General features: G+C 36.4%; 10 protein-coding genes. 9 read left to right on the top strand and 1 reads right to left on the bottom strand.

Annotated features, from left to right (window positions below; genetic code table 11):
- Positions 1 to 601: 601 nt before the first annotated feature.
- On the top strand, positions 602 to 1309 hold the full coding sequence (locus FLEMA_RS75335) for a LytR/AlgR family response regulator transcription factor (protein WP_044174054.1): 708 nt from the start codon (positions 602 to 604) through the stop codon (positions 1307 to 1309).
- Positions 1310 to 1479: 170 nt separating this feature from the next.
- On the opposite strand, the gene FLEMA_RS75340 is transcribed toward FLEMA_RS75335, so the two are convergent.
- Positions 1480 to 2193, bottom strand: coding sequence for a LytR/AlgR family response regulator transcription factor (locus FLEMA_RS75340; protein ID WP_044174057.1), 714 nt, complete (start codon positions 2191 to 2193; stop codon positions 1480 to 1482).
- Positions 2194 to 4660: 2467 nt separating this feature from the next.
- Here FLEMA_RS75340 and FLEMA_RS75345 point away from each other — a divergent pair.
- The 8 genes from FLEMA_RS75345 to FLEMA_RS77245 all read left to right on the top strand — a co-directional run bounded on the left by FLEMA_RS75345 (position 4661) and on the right by FLEMA_RS77245 (position 25079).
- Positions 4661 to 10951, top strand: a complete 6291-nt coding sequence (locus tag FLEMA_RS75345; RefSeq protein ID WP_144080172.1) for a DUF8202 domain-containing protein — start codon at positions 4661 to 4663, stop codon at positions 10949 to 10951.
- Between the two features lie 1942 nt (positions 10952 to 12893).
- Entirely contained in the window at positions 12894 to 13640 is a 747-nt protein-coding gene (locus FLEMA_RS76405; protein WP_144080173.1) for a phage tail-like protein, read from the top strand.
- Positions 13641 to 14073: 433 nt separating this feature from the next.
- On the top strand, positions 14074 to 14757 hold the full coding sequence (locus FLEMA_RS76410; protein ID WP_144080174.1) for a phage tail-like protein: 684 nt from the start codon (positions 14074 to 14076) through the stop codon (positions 14755 to 14757).
- A gap of 153 nt (positions 14758 to 14910) precedes the next feature.
- Positions 14911 to 16326, top strand: a complete 1416-nt coding sequence (locus tag FLEMA_RS75365; RefSeq protein WP_044174062.1) for a hypothetical protein — start codon at positions 14911 to 14913, stop codon at positions 16324 to 16326.
- 28 nt (positions 16327 to 16354) lie between these two features.
- Positions 16355 to 17602, top strand: a complete 1248-nt coding sequence (locus FLEMA_RS75370; protein WP_044174064.1) for a hypothetical protein — start codon at positions 16355 to 16357, stop codon at positions 17600 to 17602.
- 117 nt (positions 17603 to 17719) lie between these two features.
- Positions 17720 to 18556, top strand: a complete 837-nt coding sequence (locus FLEMA_RS75375) for a hypothetical protein (RefSeq protein ID WP_044174066.1) — start codon at positions 17720 to 17722, stop codon at positions 18554 to 18556.
- Between the two features lie 164 nt (positions 18557 to 18720).
- On the top strand, positions 18721 to 20769 hold the full coding sequence (locus FLEMA_RS76415) for a thrombospondin type 3 repeat-containing protein (protein ID WP_052354343.1): 2049 nt from the start codon (positions 18721 to 18723) through the stop codon (positions 20767 to 20769).
- The gene (locus tag FLEMA_RS77245; RefSeq protein ID WP_052354345.1) at positions 20700 to 25079 is read left to right on the top strand and encodes a thrombospondin type 3 repeat-containing protein; all 4380 of its coding nucleotides are present in this window, start codon (positions 20700 to 20702) and stop codon (positions 25077 to 25079) included. Before FLEMA_RS76415 ends, FLEMA_RS77245 begins: the two co-directional genes overlap by 70 nt.
- Positions 25080 to 25112: the final 33 nt, after the last annotated feature.

Genomic DNA, 25112 nt, shown 5'->3' on the forward strand with positions numbered 1-25112 from the left:
AGAAAGTAAATGTTCTGGATTGAAGAGTTTAGGGTTTTATACAATAATATTGTTGATTGAGGTTACAGCATATCTGATGATTTTTTAGTATATGTATTACTATCCATAAAAGGGGTATCTATTGCGTCATATATTGAAAGATTTGTAGTACTAAGCAAGAAATTTATTTGCCCGAATTTTTATAGTAGAGCTACAATTTTTATCGACTCGTATACCTGTTCATTTATATTACCTGCAAGTTTTCTTCTACTAAAGTAGTCTTGTTAAAGAGCCATTAATAGTTAAGATTGATAATCTTGAATACATCTTTAGCAACATTATCGAACAAATATACAGATTACTTTTTACAATATAAGGAAGGTTTATACCACCAAAGGTATAAATAGACAGACAAAATTTGTATAACTGAAATAATTTCGTTAGCACTATTTTATTGTTCATGGTATTAAAAAGTAGGTTTCATTATAGAAACTAGTCATTTCATATAGTTACGTTTTTTCAGAGTATAGTAAAGGCTTACTTTTGTTATTAGAGTTAAATATGGAGTTGTAATAGTTTGTTATAAATTAATTAGCCACATCGCTCTCTAACATATTCTGATATGATTTCAGTACCCAACAAATGTATATTAGTCGACCCTAGCGGAGATTTCCCCCTTTCTTTAATCAATCTGGTTAAAGAAAGTACTTTTTTGGATGTCGTTATCATTAAAGATATATCGCTTTTTCAGAAGGTATTGATGAAAGAGTATATAAGTCTTGTATTAATTAATATGCCCTTGATTAGCCAAAATGACCTAGATTTAATAAAGACAATTCCTTCAAAAACGCATATTATTATATTGAGTTCGTATAGCGAATATGCAGCTGAAATGTATGATTTTGATAATGTTATCGATTTTATATTGAAGCCATTTAATACTACACGATTATTAAAAGCAATAAGTAAAGTTATGCGTTTGCACTTAATGAATCACCCTTTGTACAACAAGGATTTTATATTTCTGAGAACAGGTCGTAGTATTAAGCGTTTTAATTTTCAAGATATAGATTTTATCGTGGCATTGGGTAGTTCTACCAAAATATATCATGGCAAACACTTTGATATTGTCAATGATTCAATATCTGTTTTGGAAGAAGTTTTTCCCTCATCAATATTTAGACGTGTTCATAAATCGTATATAATTAATATTAAAAAAGTAACCAGTTTTGATACCAGAACATTTTCAATTGAAAATGTAGTCATTCCTATTGGTAACGTGTATAGAAAAAAGCTAGGGTTATTTTCAAAATTGATTCACCTAACATAATATTTATGAAATACAAATTTTAAATAGTAATGCACCTATTAAAAGATTTATGCGATGTTCCTATTACATTGCTTTTTTGCTATTCCATTACTAATACCTATTATGATTAAGTAAAAACCACTTAGATTCTAAGTGGTTTTTTTATAGTATCTCAACAACAAGGTTAGATACTACACATCAACATAGTTATTTCTTAGGTGAGGAAAAAACAGTAATGATTTTTTATAAAAAGAACCTATAGGAATGAGTTTGGTATCTATATGAAAATACTTGGTATCAAACCCCGTAATTTTATTAATATTTATGATATATGACTTATGAACCCTTCTAAAAGTATCTTGTGGTAGCATGTCTGACAGAACAGTAATAGATTCATTTGCTACATCTGTTTTTTTCCCACGTTGGATTTTGGCATAGTTACCAAATGCCATGATAAAATCTATATCGTTAAAATCAAATCGAATAATCTGCCTTCCCACTTTGATAAATGCAAATTGATTATTAACAATAGCATTGGGCGACATTTGCACTTTCATGGCTCTATTTATCGCTTTTATAACACGGTCTTCTGAGATAGGTTTTAATAGGAAGTCAACCACATTATCTAATTCATACGTTTGAGCTGCATATTCCCTGAAAGAACTGACTACTATTACAGGGATATGCGGCGGAAGGTTATGAATAAACACCAACCCAGCTTGGTCTGTAAGCTGAAGGCTCAAAAAAATGATATCAAAGGTTTCTCTGTTGAGATAGAGCTGTGCAATCTCATAATTTTGAACAATTACAACATCCAAGAATGTATTTTTTTCAATATGTTGTAGTAAATCTAAAGATGACTCGTCATTTGGCTCAATGATTAGGCATTTGTTACAGAGATTCATATTATGTCAGTATTTAATGTTTTATGATTATGAGGTACTAGTGTGTACTATTTTTTTAGACACTAAGTTAAGATTGAAGTAACGGATTGGTTTGTATTTCTTCATTACGAAAAGGGTACAAATTATCCTGATATATAAACTATAAGATATATATTATTTGATTAGTGATTAGGAAAGCGATACGAAGAGACGGTTGTTGGTTTGTGGAGTTTTATGATGTTAACAGACAATATTATTACAAAGTAGGTCGTACTGAATGAAAGTAGGATATAAATGGCGTTTTCTTTTCATACATTGTTATCAATTAGAGTTGCTATAATAAGTTAAGATAGATTTTATGAAATATTCTTAGAACTATGGATTCTATTTTAAATATCATAAAAAAAAGTTAATGAAAGATATATAATTATATAAGTGACAATAATACAATTTAAGTGCCACTTTATTGTAGAATATAAATATTTGACCAAATAATATTAAAACTATCTAATCTTGTCTCTAAAAATAATTACTTGATAATAAAGCAGATTGACATCTTCAGAGCTTTTGCTATTGATAGATATATCAATAAGTCGACCAACTGAAAAAATGTGATTTTAAAAAACTATGATGAGCGTATGAAAAGGTTAAGGGCTGTTGTATCTAAATATTTATTGCTCTTGTTTACGTATATTTAATATAGTTTGAAATTTGTTTTTGGTATAGATTTAATAGATATTTTGTTTTATTTTTAGTGAGTTTTGTATGATATTATTATTGCATGCGAGTAATTGCAAGGGATACTATTTGCTAATAGAAAGGAGAATAAAAGGGGGAGTAATCCATTGAATTTTTTCATAGAATCGTTTTTATTGGCCAGCATACAGAATAAAGTATGCTACGGAAAACCACTATAGTAATGGATATTTTGACAGAAATAGCAAAATAATGATGAGTTTATAAGATGCTTGAGGGCTAGTTTTTTTACTAATATTCAGAATAAAATATATTTACGTATATATAATATAGTTAGTAAATATATGTTTTGTTTTGTTAAAATGATATTTTGTTAGGTATAATACTGCATTTGACATTTCTTATAGTTTCTATGACTAATGAAATTTAGTTTTTTTTGAAAAAATATAAATAGTAGTAGACTCATTTTTTTGCTAAATATTTAGTTAATTAACTGATAATTAGTCGTTTATTGTTTTAAATTTTATTGATGTACGAAGGGAGTTATTAGCTTACTTTTATATTCGATGTAGTATATTATTTTGTATGTTATTTTAATGGTTTTGAGTGATAAAAAATGCTTTTTGTATGAAACATACCTATTGTATATAATTGATAGCAATAACATGAAGGTATGGTATAATTCTTGATAATCATGACATTAAAAATACGTTTGATGGCTAAATAAGTCCTTTTGTATGTTAAAAATGATAGTTTGTGGGCATTGTGTTGTTATTTATCTTTTTCCATCTTTTTGGCTTAATTTTTGTTTCTAAATTGTTTGTTAAAATCCATTTTAGATATGATGGATGGACTAATTTTAAGGTACATTATAAATATGTCGTATTAGTAGTGTATGTATAAAACAGCTATTAGGCAAAAATTATAATTACTGTGACAACTCATTAAAATATCCGTATACTTATTAGTACTTATCACATACAAATTAATATTGAAAATCACTTTTATGGTTAAACTCCTAAGTTCTTTAACGGGACTAGTTTGGCGTTACCTCTCTGTTTGCTAACGTTTTAATAAGTAAAACAATGTAGGTTGTTGGAAAAGTTTTGGTAACTTACTCAAAGAAACTTAACGTTATCTTGACTTACTATGACTTTCTCTGGACAGATACATCTTCAAAAAGGAAACGAGGTAGTTTCCTATCTAGAAATTGAGATATTCAAAGTACTTCATTATTGATGAGTACATCGCAAGTTATCAATCATTATGTTTTTAAACTATATTATTGAATCCTGAGAGCTTTTAAAGGAAATTAAAATTAGTTTAGATAGCTTGTCCCTCAATACTGATGGATAGATTGAATGTTGTAGCTAACGGCTCAAAAGAACAAAAAAGAGTATACTTTTAGAAAGTAACTATTGCTAAAATCAAACCCAATCTCATTAGGTTTGAATTCTTATTGTAAAATTGAATGTGCTTTTATTTTCTGTCATTTTAGTAAAACAAAAGTTTAAAAGGCTTTATGAATAATGATATAGGTTTTTTATAATGAATATTTTTGTAGTTCAGGATGTAATAAAGAGAGGTATTATCATGAGTGTTAATCAATGTTTTCTACATACTAAAAACATTCACTGCATTGCATATATCGCTGATTTTTCAAGAACTGTAATAAGTTTGACTAATTAGAAATTTTTCTCGTGATGATAATGAATTCTGGATTCAAGAGAATTGATTTTTCTATTGAATCTCTACATAGTAAATCTAGTTTAATAAGTTAAAATCTTTTGTGATGAAAACAAATCTATCTAAATGCACATTGAGGTTTAAGCTTAATGTATTATTGTTTATATTAGCTTTAATATACAATAATTCAAGCTTTTCTCAGTCTCCTGGTGGTGTATCTACCAATATTGTAGCTTGGTATCGAGGCGATTTGGGTCTATCTTCCACTGGTTGGACAGATCGAACCTCAAATGGCTATGATTTAACAAGAGGTACAACTCTTACCAATAATAATTTTATGAACTTTAACCCTGTAGCGACTTTTAGTAGTACTACAACTCATACCTATAGTAGTGTTAATACCGCAAAGGGAAGCTGGCCTGTAGGGACTACAGCTAATACATATTATTATGTTGCTTTCATGGGAACTACAGCTGGAAATGATCATGTTGCGGGGATAGGGTCAAGTGGAGCCAATACTGGGCAACACTCAGGAATGGCTACCACTACAGGTAATTTTGGTTCAGGAGGGAGTACGTCTCTTACTGGTACAAATAATGCAGTTTATGCTACTCAAACTTGGCTTACCAACCCAAAAAGTTTGGTACGATATGGCTTCAATGGAGGTACAGGCAATAATTATATGTCAGTAAATGGAAATATAGAGACCACCTCTTCTATTACTGTTACTCCAACTATTGCCAATACAGCACCATTCAGAGTAGGTTCTTCTGGAGTTTCTGGTACAGGTAACTGGACCGGAGATATTGCTGAGGTTATTGTATTCTCTGGCAAACATACACAAGCAGATTATGATAAGGTAGAGTCTTATTTGGCTTTAAAATACGGGCTTACTAAAAACGGTAACTACATAAGTAGTACAGGGGCATCTGTATGGACAGTTGCTGGTCACTCTGGTTATACAAACAATATAGCAGGGATTGGTAACGATGATGCACTTAATCAAAAGCAATCGACGAGTTCAAATAATGGTACACAGCTTATTATTGGTACTACTGGTATCTCAAATACTAATGCTCTTAATGGAACATCACTTAATAATGGACAATATTTAGTATGGGGAGACAATGGGCAGCCTAAAACATTTTCAACACCATTCACAGGAATCGCCAACATTAATTATAGGGTATCTTCGGTTTGGAATGTACAAAACACAGGTAATGTTGGTATAGTAAGAGTGCTTTGGAGAGCTGGAATGTCAAATTTAAAGCTCATTCAAAGTACTGATGCTACTATTGATGCCTCAGATATAATCACAGACATGAGTGCAAATACCACTACTATAAATGGTAATACTTATAATTACGCAGATGTAACATTGGCAAATGGGCAATTTTTTACATTTGCAGGTTATGTGTGTGCACCAGGAGGAGTATTGAATAGTCTAAGAGTATGGCTTAAAGGGGATGACGGTTTTACTCCATCAGTTTGGTATGATCATTCAGGAAATAATAACCATTATATTCAGCCAGCTTTAGATCAGCAACCCCTTATTACAAATGGTGTTAAGTATAACTTTAACCCTACTGTAGATTTTAATAATAATACAAGGAATATGTACATTCCTAATGGGCCATTTTCAGCTGATGCAATGCCGGGTACTATATTTATACCTACACTAAGACAAGTTGGCTCTGGTCAACAACATATATTATCTTTTGGAGGGAGTGTTTATAATTCTGGAACTAATGAATTTCCGGCTTTAGGAATTGAAAATACAGCTGGAAATATCTATATAAGAAATGCTGGTACAGGTACACCATCAAGTGCATCAGCGGGTTTTGCTCTTGGCCAGAATGAGTTTCGTTTATTGGATTGGAGCTGGATTTTAGGAACTCAAAATGTAAAAATAGGTAGAGATGGTGAGGATTTTCAAACTGCAACAACCTCTGCAACTTATGGGAACGGTTTTAAATTGGCTAGTGGGTCAATAATTGGTAAAGAATTAGCCGATTATTATTATGGTGATATTCCAGAGATAATAATGTATGAAAAACAATTAACCGCTCAGGAATATTCTAGGGTTAGATCATATTTAGCTATAAAATATGGTGTTACGTTGCTTCAACCACAAAACTATGTTAATTCTAGTAATGATATTATTTGGAATAGTTCTATCAATACAACATTTAACAATAATATTTTTGGTATAGGTCATGATTTAACGTCTTGTTTGAATCAGAAAATTTCTACAAGTTTAACAGCATTAAACAATCCATCATTAAATGCACAATTAATTGTTTCTACTACCAATAATTTTACGTCATCCAATATTGATGCAAGCCGAACAGCATTGACTAACGGACAGTATCTAATGTTTGGCGATAATGGGAATAATTCTAATGTGCTTACTGATGTTGATCCATCAATTTGCCCAGCACTATCAAGTGGTGTTAAAAGAATTGCCAAATCTTGGAGAACACAAAATACAAATGGAGTTTCCAATGTTTGGATGGAGTTAAATCTAAATGCTTATGAGATTAATTCAAATATTTTCTTATTAATAGGAGATGCTATTGATGGAAGTGGCAATATTACAGGTAATTTAACAAGAGTATATGCTTCTTCATTTTCATCAGGCAAAGCTATATTTAATGCTTCATTATCAGGCATAAAATATTTTACAGTATTAGGTGAGCAAGCCCCATATACTTGTACTCTTTGTGAATCAGGAAAAACTGTAGCCAAACAAGGAGAGCCATGGAATACTTCAGCCAAAAGATCTGCTAATAACACAGGTACTTATAATGCTGGCACACCAGTAGGCTCAGGTCAAATTACTGCTGTAAGCTCTATCGTATACAATGGCACTGCTGTCGAAAGTAACCCAACGTCATATCCAAGGAATGATGGTCGCTTTGTTAAAATTAGCAGAAGAGATAATGCAACAGGCACTGGTAATACTGCTGTTTATACGACACAATTTAGTGCAGCCTCGAAGGTAAGCTTCCTCGTTCGTGGGATGGAGTTGAGAAGTAACCAAGCTGTTATTGTTTCTGTAAAAGGATTTTGTGGAACAGGTATTGTTTTACCAAAAATTACTTATGAAAGACCTGACAAGTATGCTAGATATAGAACTTTTAGTATCTCGGGCAATACAATGACTGGATTTAAACGTGGAGTATGGTATTCTAGAAATTCTGGTGCAATCGTTACTTTCGAGAAACCCGTAGAAAAAGTGGAAGTAACTTATCAAGTTAATAGATTTGATACTAGAGTACGTACGAAATACATCAGAATTGGTGATATGACATTAACTTGTTCTAATCCAGTAACACCAAATCCAGACAATGTTCATGTTGTTCAAGATTATGCAGATAATAATATTACTCAATGCGAAGATCCAACATTAACATTTAAAATTTCAAATACCAATTGTACTGATAGGGTTGTAAATATTACCGAAAATACCTTGCCTGCAGGGCTAGAGTATATTCCAGACACCTATAATGGCCCGGGTACTCCTACTATTACCGCTACTACTTTTAGTTTAAGTAATATTACTGTTCCTCCTGGAGACAACACTGTAACATTCTCTATCGGTGTACAACCTATTGCTACTGGAACTTTTGAGGTTCAAGCCAAGTATAATGCAACGGTTGCAAGTGGAGGTTCTGGAAACACTATCTTGAGTGACGATGAAAGCGGGCAAGTTGGCTTACAAACTACAAAATTAAATGTTGGACCCGCTACTATTGTACCACTACCAGACTTTACGGTAACACAAGATGCAATAGGTTGTGGAAATATAAACTATACTGTAACCTTTAACAATACTACAGGAAGTGCGGTAACTAATGTAATATTTGATTCGCAGTTAGATGGTACTCAGTCATTGAATGCAGGAACAGTATCGAATACTTTTGGAGGTGTAACAGACCCAGACCCTTATACTGACGTTGACAACTTACAAATAGTAGGGATGACTATACCTACTGGTATAAGTACATTTACTTTCCAAACTACAAATAGTACCAATTTGATAGACCCCGAAAATATATTCACCATAATGAGAGATCCTGCAGTTGATGCATGTGCTTTGAAAAATGAAAAACAAGCGATTTCTCCAGCTAAAACATGTACATCATGTATCGGAGGGAAACAGGTTTTGAAAAATAGTGAGGCAATGTACAACCAAGGAACAACCACACTTAATACTGTTATCAATAAAGCTTTAATTGGAAGCAGCCCAGAAAGTGGAGCATTAAGTGCTGATATTACCTTTAATTATTCAAATGGAGCATTAGAGTATATTCCTAACTCAAATCCAAGGAAATATGGAAAATGGGCAAGATTAAGTAGATATGATAATTCCTCGACAGGAAAAGTTACTTATACAGTTAATTTAAAGGATGCTTCAGGTGCGGTGTCAGCCACTCCAAGTTTCTTAATTGCAGGTATTAATAAGCAATCGGAAACAGCCGATGTAGTTAAAGTTCGTGGATACTGTGGGGCAACTGAAGTTTTGCCTAAAATGAAATATATGTATAACAAAACAGCAAATATAAATACAACTCGTAGAAGATACACAATTGACTCAGCAATGGCTACCGCTACAGGAATAAAATCGAACTATGATTTGTACGCGGAAGCAACCTTGGCTGTAGAGTTTGAAGCTAAAGTAGAGAAAATTGTTATAGAATGGTCTAATACTAAAACACGAGTAAGAAAGCGTGTGCAACGTCTATATATTGGTGATATGACATTTGTATGTGATAACCCACTTGAGCCTAATGCGGATTTAGTGAATATAAATGCAATGTATGTAGAGGACAGCCTTCCAACTTGTGAAGAAGCAACAATGAAGCTAAAAATTATTAATCAAAATTGTACCAACAAGGTGGTTAATATAATAAATGCACTTCCAACAGGGATTGAATATGTCGCTGATAGTTATGTAGGGCTCGGTACAGAAACACCAGCTACTTTGAGTGGGCAAAATTTTGTACTTAATAATTTAAGTGTACCAAGTGGTATATCCTACTTATACATGAAAGTAAAGCCTACTTTAACAAGTACAAGTGGAATATACTCAACTCAATACAACTATACGATTGTAGGTGGTACCAATACACCGAATCCTTATAGTAGTGATAATGAAAGTAGTCTGGATGGTTTACAAGCTACCTCACTTACTTACACAGCTGTGGCTACGCCTTCAAAACCAACAATTACTTTAGCTGTGGATACATGTTATAGTAGTAATACTAATAGTGTACTAACTTATACTATTTCTGTTAAAAACACATCTACTTCTACTATTACAGTAGCTGAAATACTACAAAATTTAGAAGCTAGTCAAACTTATGTTTCTGGAAGTTTTGTAGCTGCAGGGTTTAGTACAAATGGTACATTTACTAATGATACCAGTTATGTTGCATTCGATAATTATCAGTTAGCTGCTAATGGTACTGGAACATTAACCTACTCCGTAAATACGAATGATTCCTACAATTATGATGAAACGGACACTTCTGTTTCGACTACAGGGGATTTTATGAGAACATCGGTTCAAGCCACAATAGATTTGAATGGTGAGTGTGCTTCGAGTAGTACTATTTTATCAAATGAATTAATTGTCAATACATGTGTAGGCAGTCCAAATGCGGTAGTCAATATTAAAGTATTACTTCAAGGAGCACTGAATGGTACTACAGGTACCATGACCAAGGCATTGAATACACAGAATTTGATACCCCTATCAGATCCTTACGACTTAGGAGCTACAACCACATCAACAGTTCTGACTACAAACGAGATAACAGATTGGGTTCGTGTAGAACTAAGAACAGGAACAAGTGGAGCTACTATTCAGGAAAGTATAGCTGCATTGGTTTCGACAGATGGAACTTTACATAACCCAGATGGCAGTACTCCGTTAAAGTTTCAGGCTACTACTGGGAATTTCTATGTTGCTATTCGTCACAGAAATCACCTAGGTGTGATGACTACTTCACAACAAATGATTTCAAGTACTCCTATTACGATAGATTTTACCTCATCCACGACTTCTACATTTGGTAGCAATGCACAGGCCACCATTGGAAGTATAAAGGCTCTTTGGGCGGGTAATGCTACGGGATTGACTGTAGGAGGCACTGATAATGTTCGTTACAGTACAGGAGACATCAATGCTGTTACAGGTTACTTGACTACTCAAACAGGTAGTGCAGGAGGGGTAAAAATAGGTGTATATACTAAAGAAGATACAAACCTAGATGGAGTAGTACGCTATTCTGGAGCAACAAGAGATATTCTTCCAATTATTAACACTATTCTAGCTCATCCTGGAAATGCTTTACAACAATTAGGATTTATCGTTAGTCAAGCTTTCTAAGTATACTAAACATAGTTGTTATTTGGAAGTATTACCCAAACACAATTTGGGAATCTTTTAATTGTTAATGACAATTCATAATAATGAATGTTATACGTTATTTGATGAGAATCCACCCCCAAAAGGTGGGTTCTCATTTTTTGGATGTTATTTTTTGAAGTAGATATAATGAAGTTATAACTTAGTTAAACAAAAAAGTTAAAAGTCTTAATGATGTTTTAATCATTTCCTGCCTTACGTTTGAAGAGCTGCCTTTAGGACAAGGCTGTAGATGTTTTGGGAAAATAGTCCCTTTATATACTACTTCAAAGTATTGTTGACAATATGCTAAAGTAAAATTTGATAGTTATCTTGAAGAAAAGAAACCACAACAGCTTTAGTAACCCCAAAAGAGAATATATCCCTAGTTTCAATAGTGTTATTGTTCAAGTTCATTATGCTGTGTTCATACTACTTTTAACTAAATTATTCGTTAAGGTTGTATTGGGTATTGTTAAACTAAAGCCTACCAAAATCTATATCCCCTTTTTAAATGCTATTGTATCTTGGTACTACTATGCTGGTCAGCGAGAAGTGGTGAACTTATGGGTGTTTTTACGTATATTTAATATAGTTTGAAATTTGTTTTTGATATAGGTTTAATAGATATTTTGTTTTCTTTTTAGTGTGTTTTGTATGATATTATTATTGCATGCGAGTAATTGCAAGGGATACTATTTGCTAATAGAAAGGAGAACAACAAGGGGAGTAATCAATTAAATTTTTCATAGAATCGTTTTTATTGGCCAGCATACAAAATAAAGTATGCTACAGAAAACCACTATAGTAATGGATATTTTGACAGAAATAACAAAACAATGATGACTTTATAAGAAGCTTGAGGGCTAGTTTTTTTACTAATATTCAGAATAAAACACATTTGCGTATATATAATATAGTTAGCAAATGTATGTTTTGTTTTGTTAAAATGATATTTTGTTAGGTATAATACTGCATTTGACATTTCTTATAGTTTCTATGACTAATGAAATTTAGTTTATTTTTGAAAAAATATAAATAGCAGTAGACTCATTTTTTTTTTGCTAGATATTTGATTAATTAACTGATAATTAGGTGTTTATTGTTTTTAATTTTGTTGATGTACGAAGGTGGTTATTAGCTTACTTTTATATTTGATGTAGTATATTATTTTGTATGTTATTTTAATGATTTTGAGTGATAAAAAATACTTTTTGTATGAAAAATACCTATTGTATATAATTGATAGCAATAACATGAAGGTATGGTATAATTCTTGATAATCATGACATTAAAAATACGTTTGATGGCTAAATAAGGCCTTTTGTATGTTAAAAATGATAGTTTGTGGGTATTGTATTGTCATTTATCTTTTTCCATCTTTTTGGCTTAATTTTTGTTTCTAAATAGTTTGTTAAAATACATTTACAAGATGATTAACGGAGTCAAACTCATAATAAATATGCCTACTGTTTCAGCAAAGAACAAGCTTAATAGAAAAAAGTGTACAATAACTAAATTTAGATGATTCAGAAATAAAAGAAACAATCATTTGATTATAATGAAAGTGTTAGTAGTATGAATAGTGTAGGATAAATATTGTATCAAAAGTTACAATGATTGTGACAATTTATGAAATCTCTCGTATCATTGTTAGTGCTCATCAGAGCAAATTAGCATTAAAATATGATTTATATGACTAGGACATCATTTGCTTAAGTAGCTTCTTGTCTTCCCAAAGTCAATTAATACTGCAAATAACATTTGATTAATATAGGTTTATCTATACCAATATTTACTTTTTCTATACAATATATTATCGTTAAGCAACTGTTTTGTAATCCTCTAACTAACAGAAGATTATGATATTAAGCTAATGAATTAATAATTCATACAATAAATTTAATTCCTTATCACAATGAAGATGAATAATTTACTCAGAATGATAGCTGTAGCTATTGCTATGTCATTGACATTCAGTGTAATGGCTCAAGTTAAAGTAGGTAATAATCCTACTACGATAACTCCTTCTGCAATTCTTGATGTTGAGTCTACTAACAAAGGTGTGATTTTTCCAAGAGTTGCTCTTACAAGTACTACAGATCAAACAACTATTTCGTCTCCTGCCACAGGTTTATTAGTTTACTGTACAGGTACTGCTGGCCTAACAGCGGGTTATTACTACTGGAATGGTAGTAATTGGGCTAATCTAGTAGCAGGTACGGGTGGATCGGGTGGCTCAGGCGGTTCAGGTGTGGCTCAGTACTTTAATTTTAGAATAGTAACAGGTGTGTATACTCCAGCCGCACCTCAAACGGTCTCTGGTGGCGATCATGTTCTTTTGTTAAGATATGATGGTACTTCTACTGGTTCAGCTAGTGGTATTTCATCGTCAGCTCCTTTCCTAAATCCAAATGCGACATTAATTTTGCCAGATCCAACTACATGTCCGGGTAGAGTTTTACGTTTAGTGAATGATAGTCATCGTATGCCTACTGGGGGACAGTCTGTGTATACAAATTATCCAATGTATACTTATGACTCATCAACCCAATATACATCGGCTCCTCCTGCATTATCATATACAATACAAGCAGGTTTGAATGGTTCACAATGGGTAATTATGAGTGACGGATTCAGATGGATTAGTATAAATGTTGTAATTGTATAAAATAATTGATATTCTACCTACACCTAGCACTTACAAAGTTGCCTATGTAGTATCTGAGAGTATTGTCAAAGAAATGAGTATTTTCTCTGTTCGACATTATTTAAAATTACAAACAAATGAGTTTTTTAGTTTTAACAAATTGCTTTAAAGGCTAATAGGTTTTAATGAAAAACTAGAGCAAATTTCTCTTCATAAAACTGTAAAATAACTAAGTAGAGTATGTTGTAAAATAAGTATTTCGATAACACTCTGTAATTACATGTATTGGTAGTTCATTTTCAAGAGTAGTTTTTGAAGCTTTAAACATCATACACATAAATAAATAAATACCATGAAATTTAAAAAAGTTTCTCTTTTTGCTGCGATTGTAATCGCTGCGTCTGTTAAGTTTTCATTAATAGCTCAAGTAAAAGTAGGGGATAACCCAACCACTATGAATTCATCGGCGATATTAGAAGTCGAGTCTACTACTAAGGGCTTTTTGCCCCCTAGAGTGGCATTAACGTCGACTTCCAGTGCCTCGCCTCTTGCATCTCATGTACAAGGAATGGTCGTATTTAATACTGCAACTGCCAATGATGTCGTGCCTGCACTATATGTTAATGATGGTACAAAGTGGATGAAAGCTGTAGCTGCTTCAACTACTTCTAATACAAACTCCAATATAGTTACATTAGATGTTGGCCAAACGGCTGTATATTATAGTGGACCTATCGCTGCAAGTTCTTGGGCTAACTCTGCTCTTCTTTCTGCTGTAGCTCCTACAAATCTTCCTATTTCCTTCGAAGGACTACGAATGGATGTTGCTAAAAGTGATGCTACATACTGGAAACCAAGATTATATAATACTAGCACAACTACGGCAATTACCTTTTCATATAGCTCAATAGCAAATGTAACTTACAAGGTTTCTGGCACCAAAACTACACTGGCTGCTGGCACTGCTAACTTTGAGGAAATTGATGGAGATGCTCTCGTTTATTGGTCAAACAATGCCAATCAAGAAACCGAAACAATGGATTTGATAGTAAATGATAAGTGGTATAGAGGTGTTTGGTTAGGCTACCAAATAGACAACAATCACTATATCAGAATGACCCTTACACGTATACAATAGTTGCTTCAAAGTTCATGCCTAGAGGTTATAAATAAAGTATTTATACTCGGATGTACTATATGTTTAACTCAAAAATATCAATAGAATGAGATATTTAATAGAGTTGAATGGGCATGAAACAATCTAAAATATAATAAGTTAATTGATACTTATATGAAAAAGGCAAAATATATAAGTAGGATACTCATTGGTATAAGTATCCTATTAGCATCCAAAGATGTTTTTTCTCAATCAGCATCCTCTGGTAATACCAATATTGGCTCATCAGGAGAGATGGCTGTTATAAATGGCCAACACAACTTTCTTGTTGGAGGAGGAACACAGCCAGGAGTAATCAGTACTCAGCGCACGCCGCCTCGTGGATATTTTAGTTTTGTTGGAACATCAACTCATACAGGTGCTTCAAATACTGCCTTTGTTAATGGTTATGTAAAGTCGTATATGACTACTGCATTTACATTTCCAATCGGAAGTGGTACTAAATTACGAACAGCTAGTGTCAGTACATCGTCTAGTTCTGCTCCTACCGATGCCGCTTATTATGGTGTAAACCCTACAACAGATAGCTATACAGCTACATCTGTAGCTTCAGGAGTGACGGGAGTAAGTACCAAAGAATACTGGGATATAAATGGTACGACACCTGCTCAGATAACTTTGACTTGGGATGGTGGTTCAGGTGTACAAGTACCGGCTAATGTAAAAATTGTGGGCTGGAATGGTAGCCAATGGACAAATATTCCAGCTACGGTCGCAGGAGGTGCAACAACTTCTGCAGGGGCGATAACCACATCTAGCACTATAGCACCAAATACCTATGCGGTTTATACACTAGCAGGTCTTGATGCTGTTCTGTCATTTACTGGAACAGGGCCTGGTGTAAGTTCAGGCAACCCTGTAGTTACAGCTAATACTAATGAACCCAAAACAGGTAATGCCGCTACAGAGCTAGTACCTACTGGAGGTACTGCACCTTATGTATATAGTAATGGTTCGTCAGATGCAGGATGTGTTGCTCCTGTAGGAGCTTCACCACTGCCACCAAGCAGTAATTTTACTGTTCAGAGCAATGGAACTTATTCTTATACAGCACCTAGTACAGCAGGTACTTATTATTACTGTATTAAGGTTTGTGATAGTAGTACACCGACACCAGTATGTAAAGTAGCAGTGTATACCCTTAATACAACTGCTAGCCCAGGTGCAGGAACAATCGACTGTAATAAAACTTTGGTAATGCCAGCACCAGTGGCGGGTACTCCAAGTCAAGTAGTGCTTGCTGTAACAATGAATATTACCACTGTTGGAACTTTGCCAGTAAGCGTAAGTGGTTCGGGTATGACACTCGTTAGCGGCTTCTCGAATGTTACAGCAACAACAACAGGAACGCAAGTGTTTTATATTCCAATGAAGTATGATGGTACAGCATTAGGAACACTCACATTTACAGTAGGAACAGGTACTTGTACCGCTGATTTGAATTCAGCAACTGCAAAGAAGAAAGCTTTGGTTGATGTATGGACATTAGATAATTGTACCTACAAAGTGGCGGCACCTGCTTTAAAATAAACTTCCTACTCAAATAAATATTATTAATATGAAACAATATCTGTACATAAAAAGCTGGATATTGGTTTGTGGTATTTCTTTGTTGGGGTTTGTCAATAAGACCATTGCCCAGACAGTAGATTTAACTACTCACCAGCCTAGCGTAGCACCGCCAAGCGGGGCTACATTTGAGTGGCATAACGCATTGCCTGTTTCACCAAGTAATCTAGTGTCAAATCCTGCTACTGCGGCTGCAGGTTTATACTATGGTGTTTATAACTTTGGAACATGTTACAGTGAGGCTGCTCCTTTGCGCATTGCGTCGAATGACTGTAGTGTAGGAGCAACAGGGGTTGATTTACGTACGTTGGTCGATTCTACAGATAAACCATCAGGTACAATAGTTACCTACCATACAGGATTACCAGCTTCAACGTCAAATAGAATAACTGGTACAGCTGTAACTTCTGCTAATGCCAATACCTATTATACTGCCTATTATGATGTAAGTAATCAGTGTTTTAGTAGTGAAAGCGTCCTCGTTATTTTGAATGCTCTTTGTAGCGGACAAATAACCGCCAAAGTATTGCTTCAAGGAGCACTGAATGGTACTACAGGTACGATGACCAAGGCATTGAATACACAGAATTTGATACCCTTATCAGATCCTTACGGCTTAGGGGCAACAACCACATCAACAGTTTTGACTACAAATGAGATAACCGATTGGGTTCGTGTAGAACTGAGAACAGGAACAAGTGGAGCTACTATTCAGGAAAGTATAGCTGCACTGGTTTCGATAGATGGAACTTTACATAACCCAGATGGCAGTACTCCGTTAAAATTTCAGGCTACTACTGGGAATTTCTATGTTGCTATTCGTCACAGAAACCACCTAGGTGTAATGACGGCATCTACCGTTGCATTGTCCAGCATTATTCCTGTGGTTGATTTTACCTCATCCACGATTTCTACATTTGGTAGCAATGCACAGGCCACCATTGGAAGTATAAAAGCTCTTTGGGCAGGTAATGCTACGGGATTGACTGTAGGAGGCACAGATAATGTTCGCTACAGTACAGGAGACGTCAATGCCATAACAGGTTACTTGACAACTCAAACAGGTAGTGCAGGCGGGGTAAAAACAGGTGTATATACTAAAGAAGATACAAATCTAGATGGAATAGTACGCTATTCTGGTGGAACAAGAGATATTCTTCCAATTACTACAACTATTTTGAGTCATCCAGGAAATCAATCTCAAACTTTTGGCTTTGTTGTAACACAATCGTTCTAAAAGCTAATCAGGGTAGTGCAAATTGAATATTTGTGGCTATCCTACATTTAATAACGTTTAATCTTAAAATATTAGAACATGAAACCATCCAGCCTTTTTGCAAAATTCGTGATGTGCATGTTATTAATTGTTGGTTTTGCCCAGATAGCTACTGCTCAATCAGGTGATCTCTCAATTATTAATGACAACGGTACTTATAAGGTTAATTTTACCCCAACTTCTTCGGGTAGTTTTACGCTAGGAGCGTCGTCTTTAGTCGCTATGAAAGCTCCTTTAGGAACGATGACACTCCCAAATGTAGTTACAGATGTTACGGGTGGTCCTTGGACATTAACAAGTCCCAAAAACTCAGATGCTTCTTTCGACTATTGGGGATATACAACCAGTGGTAACACACCACTTACTTTTACTAGTGGTGTTCCTATTACATTATTTACATTTCCAGCACCAACACCATGTTTAGGTACTGTGACTATTGTAGATCCAAATAACCTACCTGCCTCTGGTACAGGAATTGTCAATGGCTATGACTATGGGACGACGATTAACTCCCCTTTGAGCGGAAATATAGCAAGTGTTTCAGGAGCTGGAGCTACTTGTAATGAACTAACTTTTGCTACAGATAACCCAATGAAGTCTGGTGCCGCTGGCTCAACAGTAAGTGGCAATGTGGGTACAGAAGTTGGACCTTCAGGAGGAGTTACTCCATATAACTACAGTGTAGCTACAACTGGATGTAGTGCACCAAGTGGAAATCCTAGTGCTTTACCACTTCCTTCAAGTAGCAACCTAGTAGTTGATTCAAGTACAGGAGCATATACTTTGACTGCTCCAAGCAATACAGGTACTTATTATTTCTGTATTAAGGTTTGCGACAATACTGGAACTACATGTAAAATAGCAACATATACATTGACTGTTGGTTGTGCTGCCAATGCAGGTAGTTTGAATTAAACTCATGAAAGGCCATTTTCATTTGTTTAAAGTAAAGAAAAATGAAGCTCATTTTTCTTATCACTTTAGTCCAAAGTAGGAAATTATTAAAAATTTGACAGATGAGAAAAGAAAATACAGTTTTCACTCAGGTGTTATTTTTAATATTGTCTATCATAAGTTTAATGTCAAATACCTCATTCTCCAATAATTATGGAGGTATGGTAATGAAGACTAAACGAGTAGATAATATTGTAGCACCCTATTTTAAAAAGCCTAACCTGAAATTTATTTCATCGTTGGCTTGTACTCCTGCTGTTTCAGGGAGTGTAATATCTGCTTCAGCAACAGGTAACAACTTGGCATATACAACGGTATATGTACTTACTGATGCGGCAGGAAGTATCATAAACTCAAATTCTGCAGGAAATTTTACAGCTCCTGTAGTGAGTACAGTAACTACATATCAAATTTATGCTGTAAACTACGATCCTAATGGAAGTAGTATCCCTAGTTTTACACCTGGGACACTTATTGGAAATATAGGAGGGAGTTGTACTTCAACTTCTTTACCAAAATGTTTTGAAGTTAGTCCTTCGGGTTGTACTACAACAAGCAATGTTGCTTTGGGAAGTCCTTTGACTGCCACCATATCGGGTAATAATACTAGTGCGGGTTATATCACCCAATATGTATTAACTGATAATAGCGATGTTATACTGCAAGGCCCATCAAATACAGCTAGTTTTACTCCTAGTTCATTAGGTTCTTATAAAATTTATGCAGTTAATTATAACGGAACGGTAAATAACTTAGCTGTTGGGAAAAATGTTGTTAGTGACTTGAGTGGCGCGTGTTTTGCCATATCAGCACCTAAGTGCTTTGTTGTACTAGTAGACAGCGATGGCGATGGCATAGCCGATGCTAATGATTTAGATGATGACAACGATGGTATTTTGGATAGTGTAGAGGATGCTGCACAATGTACAAGTGTAAGTGGTGTAGTAACAGCCAGTACCGACTGTGATGGCGATGGTATCCCTAATCGTTTAGATTTGGATAGTGATGGCGATGGTATCAAAGATGTAATCGAAGCAGGAGGTACAGACCCAGACAACGATGGTAGAATAGGCACAGGCGTACCAAGTGTAGATTCCAACGGAGTACCAACGTTAGCCAATGGCGGATTAACCCCACCAAATACAGATGGTACAGGAGGTAGTGACCCATACGATTTAGACAGCGATGGTGATGGCATACCAGATTCAGTAGAAGGTACAGTAGATACCGATGGTGATGGTAAACCAAACTATGTAGACCTAGACAGCGATGGCGATGGCTTACCAGATTCGGTAGAAGGCACAGCCGATACCGATGGAGATGGTATACCAAACTATTTGGATTTGGATAGTGATGGCGATGGCGTACCAGATGCTACCGACCAATGTCCATTAGTAGTTGGAGTAGCCCCAAGTGGTTGTCCATTAGACAGTGATGGCGATGGCGTAGCCGATGCTATCGACTTAGATGATGACAACGATGGTATTTTGGATAGTGTAGAGAATGCTGCACAATGTACAAGTGTAAGTGGTGTAGTAACAGCCAGTACCGACTGTGATGGCGATGGTATCCCTAATCGTTTAGATTTGGATAGTGATGGCGATGGTATCAAAGATGTAATCGAAGCAGGAGGTACAGACCCAGACAACGATGGTAGAATAGGCACAGGCGTACCAAGTGTAGATTCCAACGGAGTACCAACGTTAGCCAATGGCGGATTAACCCCACCAAATACAGATGGTACAGGAGGTAGTGACCCATATGATTTAGACAGCGATGGCGATGGCATACCAGATTCAGTAGAAGGTACAGTAGATACCGATGGTGATGGTAAACCAAACTATGTAGACCTAGACAGCGATGGCGATGGCTTACCAGATTCAGTAGAAGGCACAGCCGATACCGATGGAGATGGTATACCAAACTATTTGGATTTGGATAGTGATGGCGATGGCGTACCAGATGCTACCGACCAATGTCCATTAGTAGTTGGAGTAGCCCCAAGTGGTTGTCCATTAGACAGTGATGGCGATGGCGTAGCCGATGCTATCGACTTGGATGATGACAACGATGGTATTTTGGATAGTGTAGAGAATGCTGCACAATGTACAAGTGTAAGTGGTGTAGTAACAGCCATACCGACTGTGATGGCGATGGTATCCCTAATCGTTTAGATTTGGATAGTGACGGCGATGGTATCAAAGATGTAATCGAAGCAGGAGGTACAGACCCAGACAACGATGGTAGAATAGGCACAGGCGTACCAAGTGTAGATTCTAACGGAGTACCAACGTTAGCCAATGGCGGATTAACCCCACCAAATACAGATGGAACAGGAGGTAGTGACCCATATGATTTAGACAGCGATGGTGATGGCATACCAGATTCAGTAGAAGGTACAGTAGATACCGATGGTGATGGTAAACCAAACTATGTAGACCTAGACAGCGATGGCGATGGCTTACCAGATTCAGTAGAAGGCACAGCCGATACCGATGGAGATGGTATACCAAACTATTTGGATTTGGATAGTGATGGCGATGGCGTACCAGATGCTACCGACCAATGTCCATTAGTAGTTGGAGTAGCTCCAAGTGGTTGTCCATTAGACAGTGATGGCGATGGCGTAGCCGATGCTATCGACTTAGATGATGACAACGATGGTATTTTGGATAGTGTAGAGAATGCTGCACAATGTACAAGTGTAAGTGGTGTAGTAACAGCCAGTACCGACTGTGATGGCGATGGTATCCCTAATCGTTTAGATTTGGATAGTGACGGCGATGGTATCAAAGATGTAATCGAAGCAGGAGGTACAGACCCAGACAACGATGGTAGAATAGGCACAGGCGTACCAAGTGTAGATTCCAACGGAGTACCAACGTTAGCCAATGGCGGATTAACTCCACCAAATACAGATGGAACAGGAGGTAGTGACCCATACGATTTAGACAGCGATGGTGATGGCATACCAGATTCAGTAGAAGGTACAGTAGATACCGATGGTGATGGTAAACCAAACTATGTAGACCTAGACAGCGATGGCGATGGCTTACCAGATTCAGTAGAAGGCACAGCCGATACCGATGGAGATGGTATACCAAACTATTTGGATTTGGATAGTGATGGCGATGGCGTACCAGATGCTACCGACCAATGTCCATTAGTAGTTGGAGTAGCTCCAAGCGGTTGTCCATTAGACAGTGATGGCGATGGCGTAGCCGATGCTATCGACTTAGATGATGACAACGATGGTATTTTGGATAGTGTAGAGAATGCTGCACAATGTACAAGTGTAAGTGGTGTAGTAACAGCCAGTACCGACTGTGATGGCGATGGTATCCCTAATCGTTTAGATTTGGATAGTGACGGCGATGGTATCAAAGATGTAATCGAAGCAGGAGGTACAGACCCAGACAACGATGGTAGAATAGGCACAGGCGTACCAAGTGTAGATTCCAACGGAGTACCAACGTTAGCCAATGGCGGATTAACCCCACCAAATACAGATGGTACAGGAGGTAGTGACCCATACGATTTAGACAGCGATGGTGATGGCATACCAGATTCAGTAGAAGGTACAGTAGATACCGATGGTGATGGTAAACCAAACTATGTAGACCTAGACAGCGATGGCGATGGCTTACCAGATTCAGTAGAAGGCACAGCCGATACCGATGGAGATGGTATACCAAACTATTTGGATTTGGATAGTGATGGCGATGGCGTACCAGATGCTACCGACCAATGTCCATTAGTAGTTGGAGTAGCCCCAAGTGGTTGTCCATTAGACAGTGATGGCGATGGCGTAGCCGATGCTATCGACTTAGATGATGACAACGATGGTATTTTGGATAGTGTAGAGAATGCTGCACAATGTACAAGTGTAAGTGGTGTAGTAACAGCCAGTACCGACTGTGATGGCGATGGTATCCCTAATCGTTTAGATTTGGATAGTGACGGCGATGGTATCAAAGATGTAATCGAAGCAGGAGGTACAGACCCAGACAACGATGGTAGAATAGGCACAGGCGTACCAAGTGTAGATTCTAACGGAGTACCAACGTTAGCCAATGGCGGATTAACCCCACCAAATACAGATGGAACAGGAGGTAGTGACCCATACGATTTAGACAGCGATGGCGATGGCATACCAGATTCAGTAGAAGGTACAGTAGATACCGATGGTGATGGTAAACCAAACTATGTAGACCTAGACAGCGATGGCGATGGCTTACCAGATTCAGTAGAAGGCACAGCCGATACCGATGGAGATGGTATACCAAACTATTTGGATTTGGATAGTGATGGCGATGGCGTACCAGATGCTACCGACCAATGTCCATTAGTAGTTGGAGTAGCCCCAAGTGGTTGTCCTGCAGTACCATGTGCTCCAGTAGCACCGGGAACAATTACTGCCAGTCAAGCTTGTTGTGTAACTGTTGGTGGTTCGTCTAGTTTTACATTGAGTGGAAATGGATCAGGCGTGGTAACATGGTATGTTGTACCTAATAGTGCGACACCAAACTCAGGAACAGGAACAACAGCAGGGCCAATTGTCTTTAGTAATGTTGGTACTTATCAGATTGTATTTAGAACAACTAATTCGTCTATTCCTGCGGGATGTAATGTGCCAGCCGTTTCGGAAGCAACATTGGATTATAAAGTAAAAGCTAATCCAGTACTGTGTACAGCACCTAGTAGCAGTAATGTATCTGTGGCACCATCAAGTGCTTCGATTGTGACAGGAGGTAGTGCATCATTTGTCTTGAATGGAGGCTTACCATATAGCAATGTACAATGGGTTGTTAATCCAGCGGTAGGAGTAAGCCAAAATTCAGGCACTGGTTCTAATACAGGTAATCTAGTATTTACCCAGCCAGGCGTTTACAGAGTATCATTTATCATGACGAATGTTGGTGACGGAACTTGTATACCAGTACAGAAAGTATCTTCAGCATTGATTTGTGTAGGTGTAGATCCTTGTTCTCCTCCATCAGCAATAAGTATTGCATCTGAGACAGGAAACGACGAGTTATCGAAAGGACAGCCTCATACATTTACAGCAACAGGAGGTATCCCTGGTACAATGACTTGGACAATTACTCCAGCAACAGGAGTATCGGCTTCGTCAGGAACAGGTAATGTAGCGTCTGTAACATTTAGTCAAGTGGGTAATTATGTGGTGACATTCTCGTCTACCAACAGTAGTTTACCACTGGGATGTACTCAACCAGTATCTGTGTCAGAGTCTAAGAATATAACGATTGTATCTACTGATAAGCCAGTGTTAGCTTTGGCAAAATCAGTTTCATCTAGCACCGTTAATACCAATGTTAATTTTACTTATACGCTTACAGTAAGCAACGTAGGTACACTTGCAACAAATGGTGTTATTACAGTGAAAGATACACTACAAGCCAACTTAGCCTTTATCAGTGGTGGTAGTGCAACGGGATGGAGCTGTAGTGCAATAGGACAAATTGTAACTTGTACAAGTTCTGCTACAATTGGAGTTGGAGCTTCGAGTCAGATTAATCTTACTGTGAACGCTATTCAGTCAGGGACATACCAAAATAAAGCAGGTGTTTATGGAGGTGGCGACCCAGTTGCAACTAATGGTGCAACAGCCGCACAGTCAAATAATACAAGCGTAGCAGTAGGTATGTCTGTAGTAAAAGTAAATGTGAAAGCTATTCTAAGAGGTGCTTATATTGATGGAGTTGGTCTTATGCAAGACTCTCTTCGCTCGCAAGGTATCATACCACTGGTACAACCTTATGGTAAAGCTCCATATTTAGACATCCCGCACCCTGGTGTTGATGAAGTAACAACAAGTGCTGTATTGGCTGTAACAGGAAACAATGCTATTGTTGACTGGGTATTAGTAGAATTGAGAGATAAAGCCAACCCTAACACAATCGTGGCTCGTCGCTCAGGACTTATTCAGCGAGATGGTGATATTGTGGATACTGATGGCGTAAGTTGTTTAAGCTTTGCAGGTTTGAATTCAGATAATTATTACATAGCAGTTCGTCATAGAAATCATTTAGGTGTTATGACATCAACGGCAGTAGGATTATCAGGAGTGTGCTCGTCGGTAGTTGATTTTACGAATCCATCGACAAGTACTTATCGTAAGCCAACATCAGACCCAGAATATACAGCATATCCTCAGGCAGTAGTTGGTTCTGTTAGAGCAATGTGGAGTGGTAATACGCTTGTAGATACTTATGTGATTTATCAAGGACCTGGTAACGATAGAATACCAATCTTTAACGTGGTATTCACAGATCCTGAAAACACAGAAAAGCTAAATAACTTCCCTGTATTTGGTTATCTACGTCAAGATATCAATTTGGATGGCATAGTGATTTACCAAGGGCCTTCAAATGATATAAACTTGTTATTCAACCAGATATTTACACATCCTGAAAATACGGAGAGGCTGAATAACTTTATCATTTTCCAACAATTGCCATAAGTTCAATTAGGTGGGGTTGACCATACATTGGTC

The organism is Flectobacillus major DSM 103, assembly GCF_000427405.1.
GTDB lineage: Bacteria > Bacteroidota > Bacteroidia > Cytophagales > Spirosomataceae > Flectobacillus > Flectobacillus major.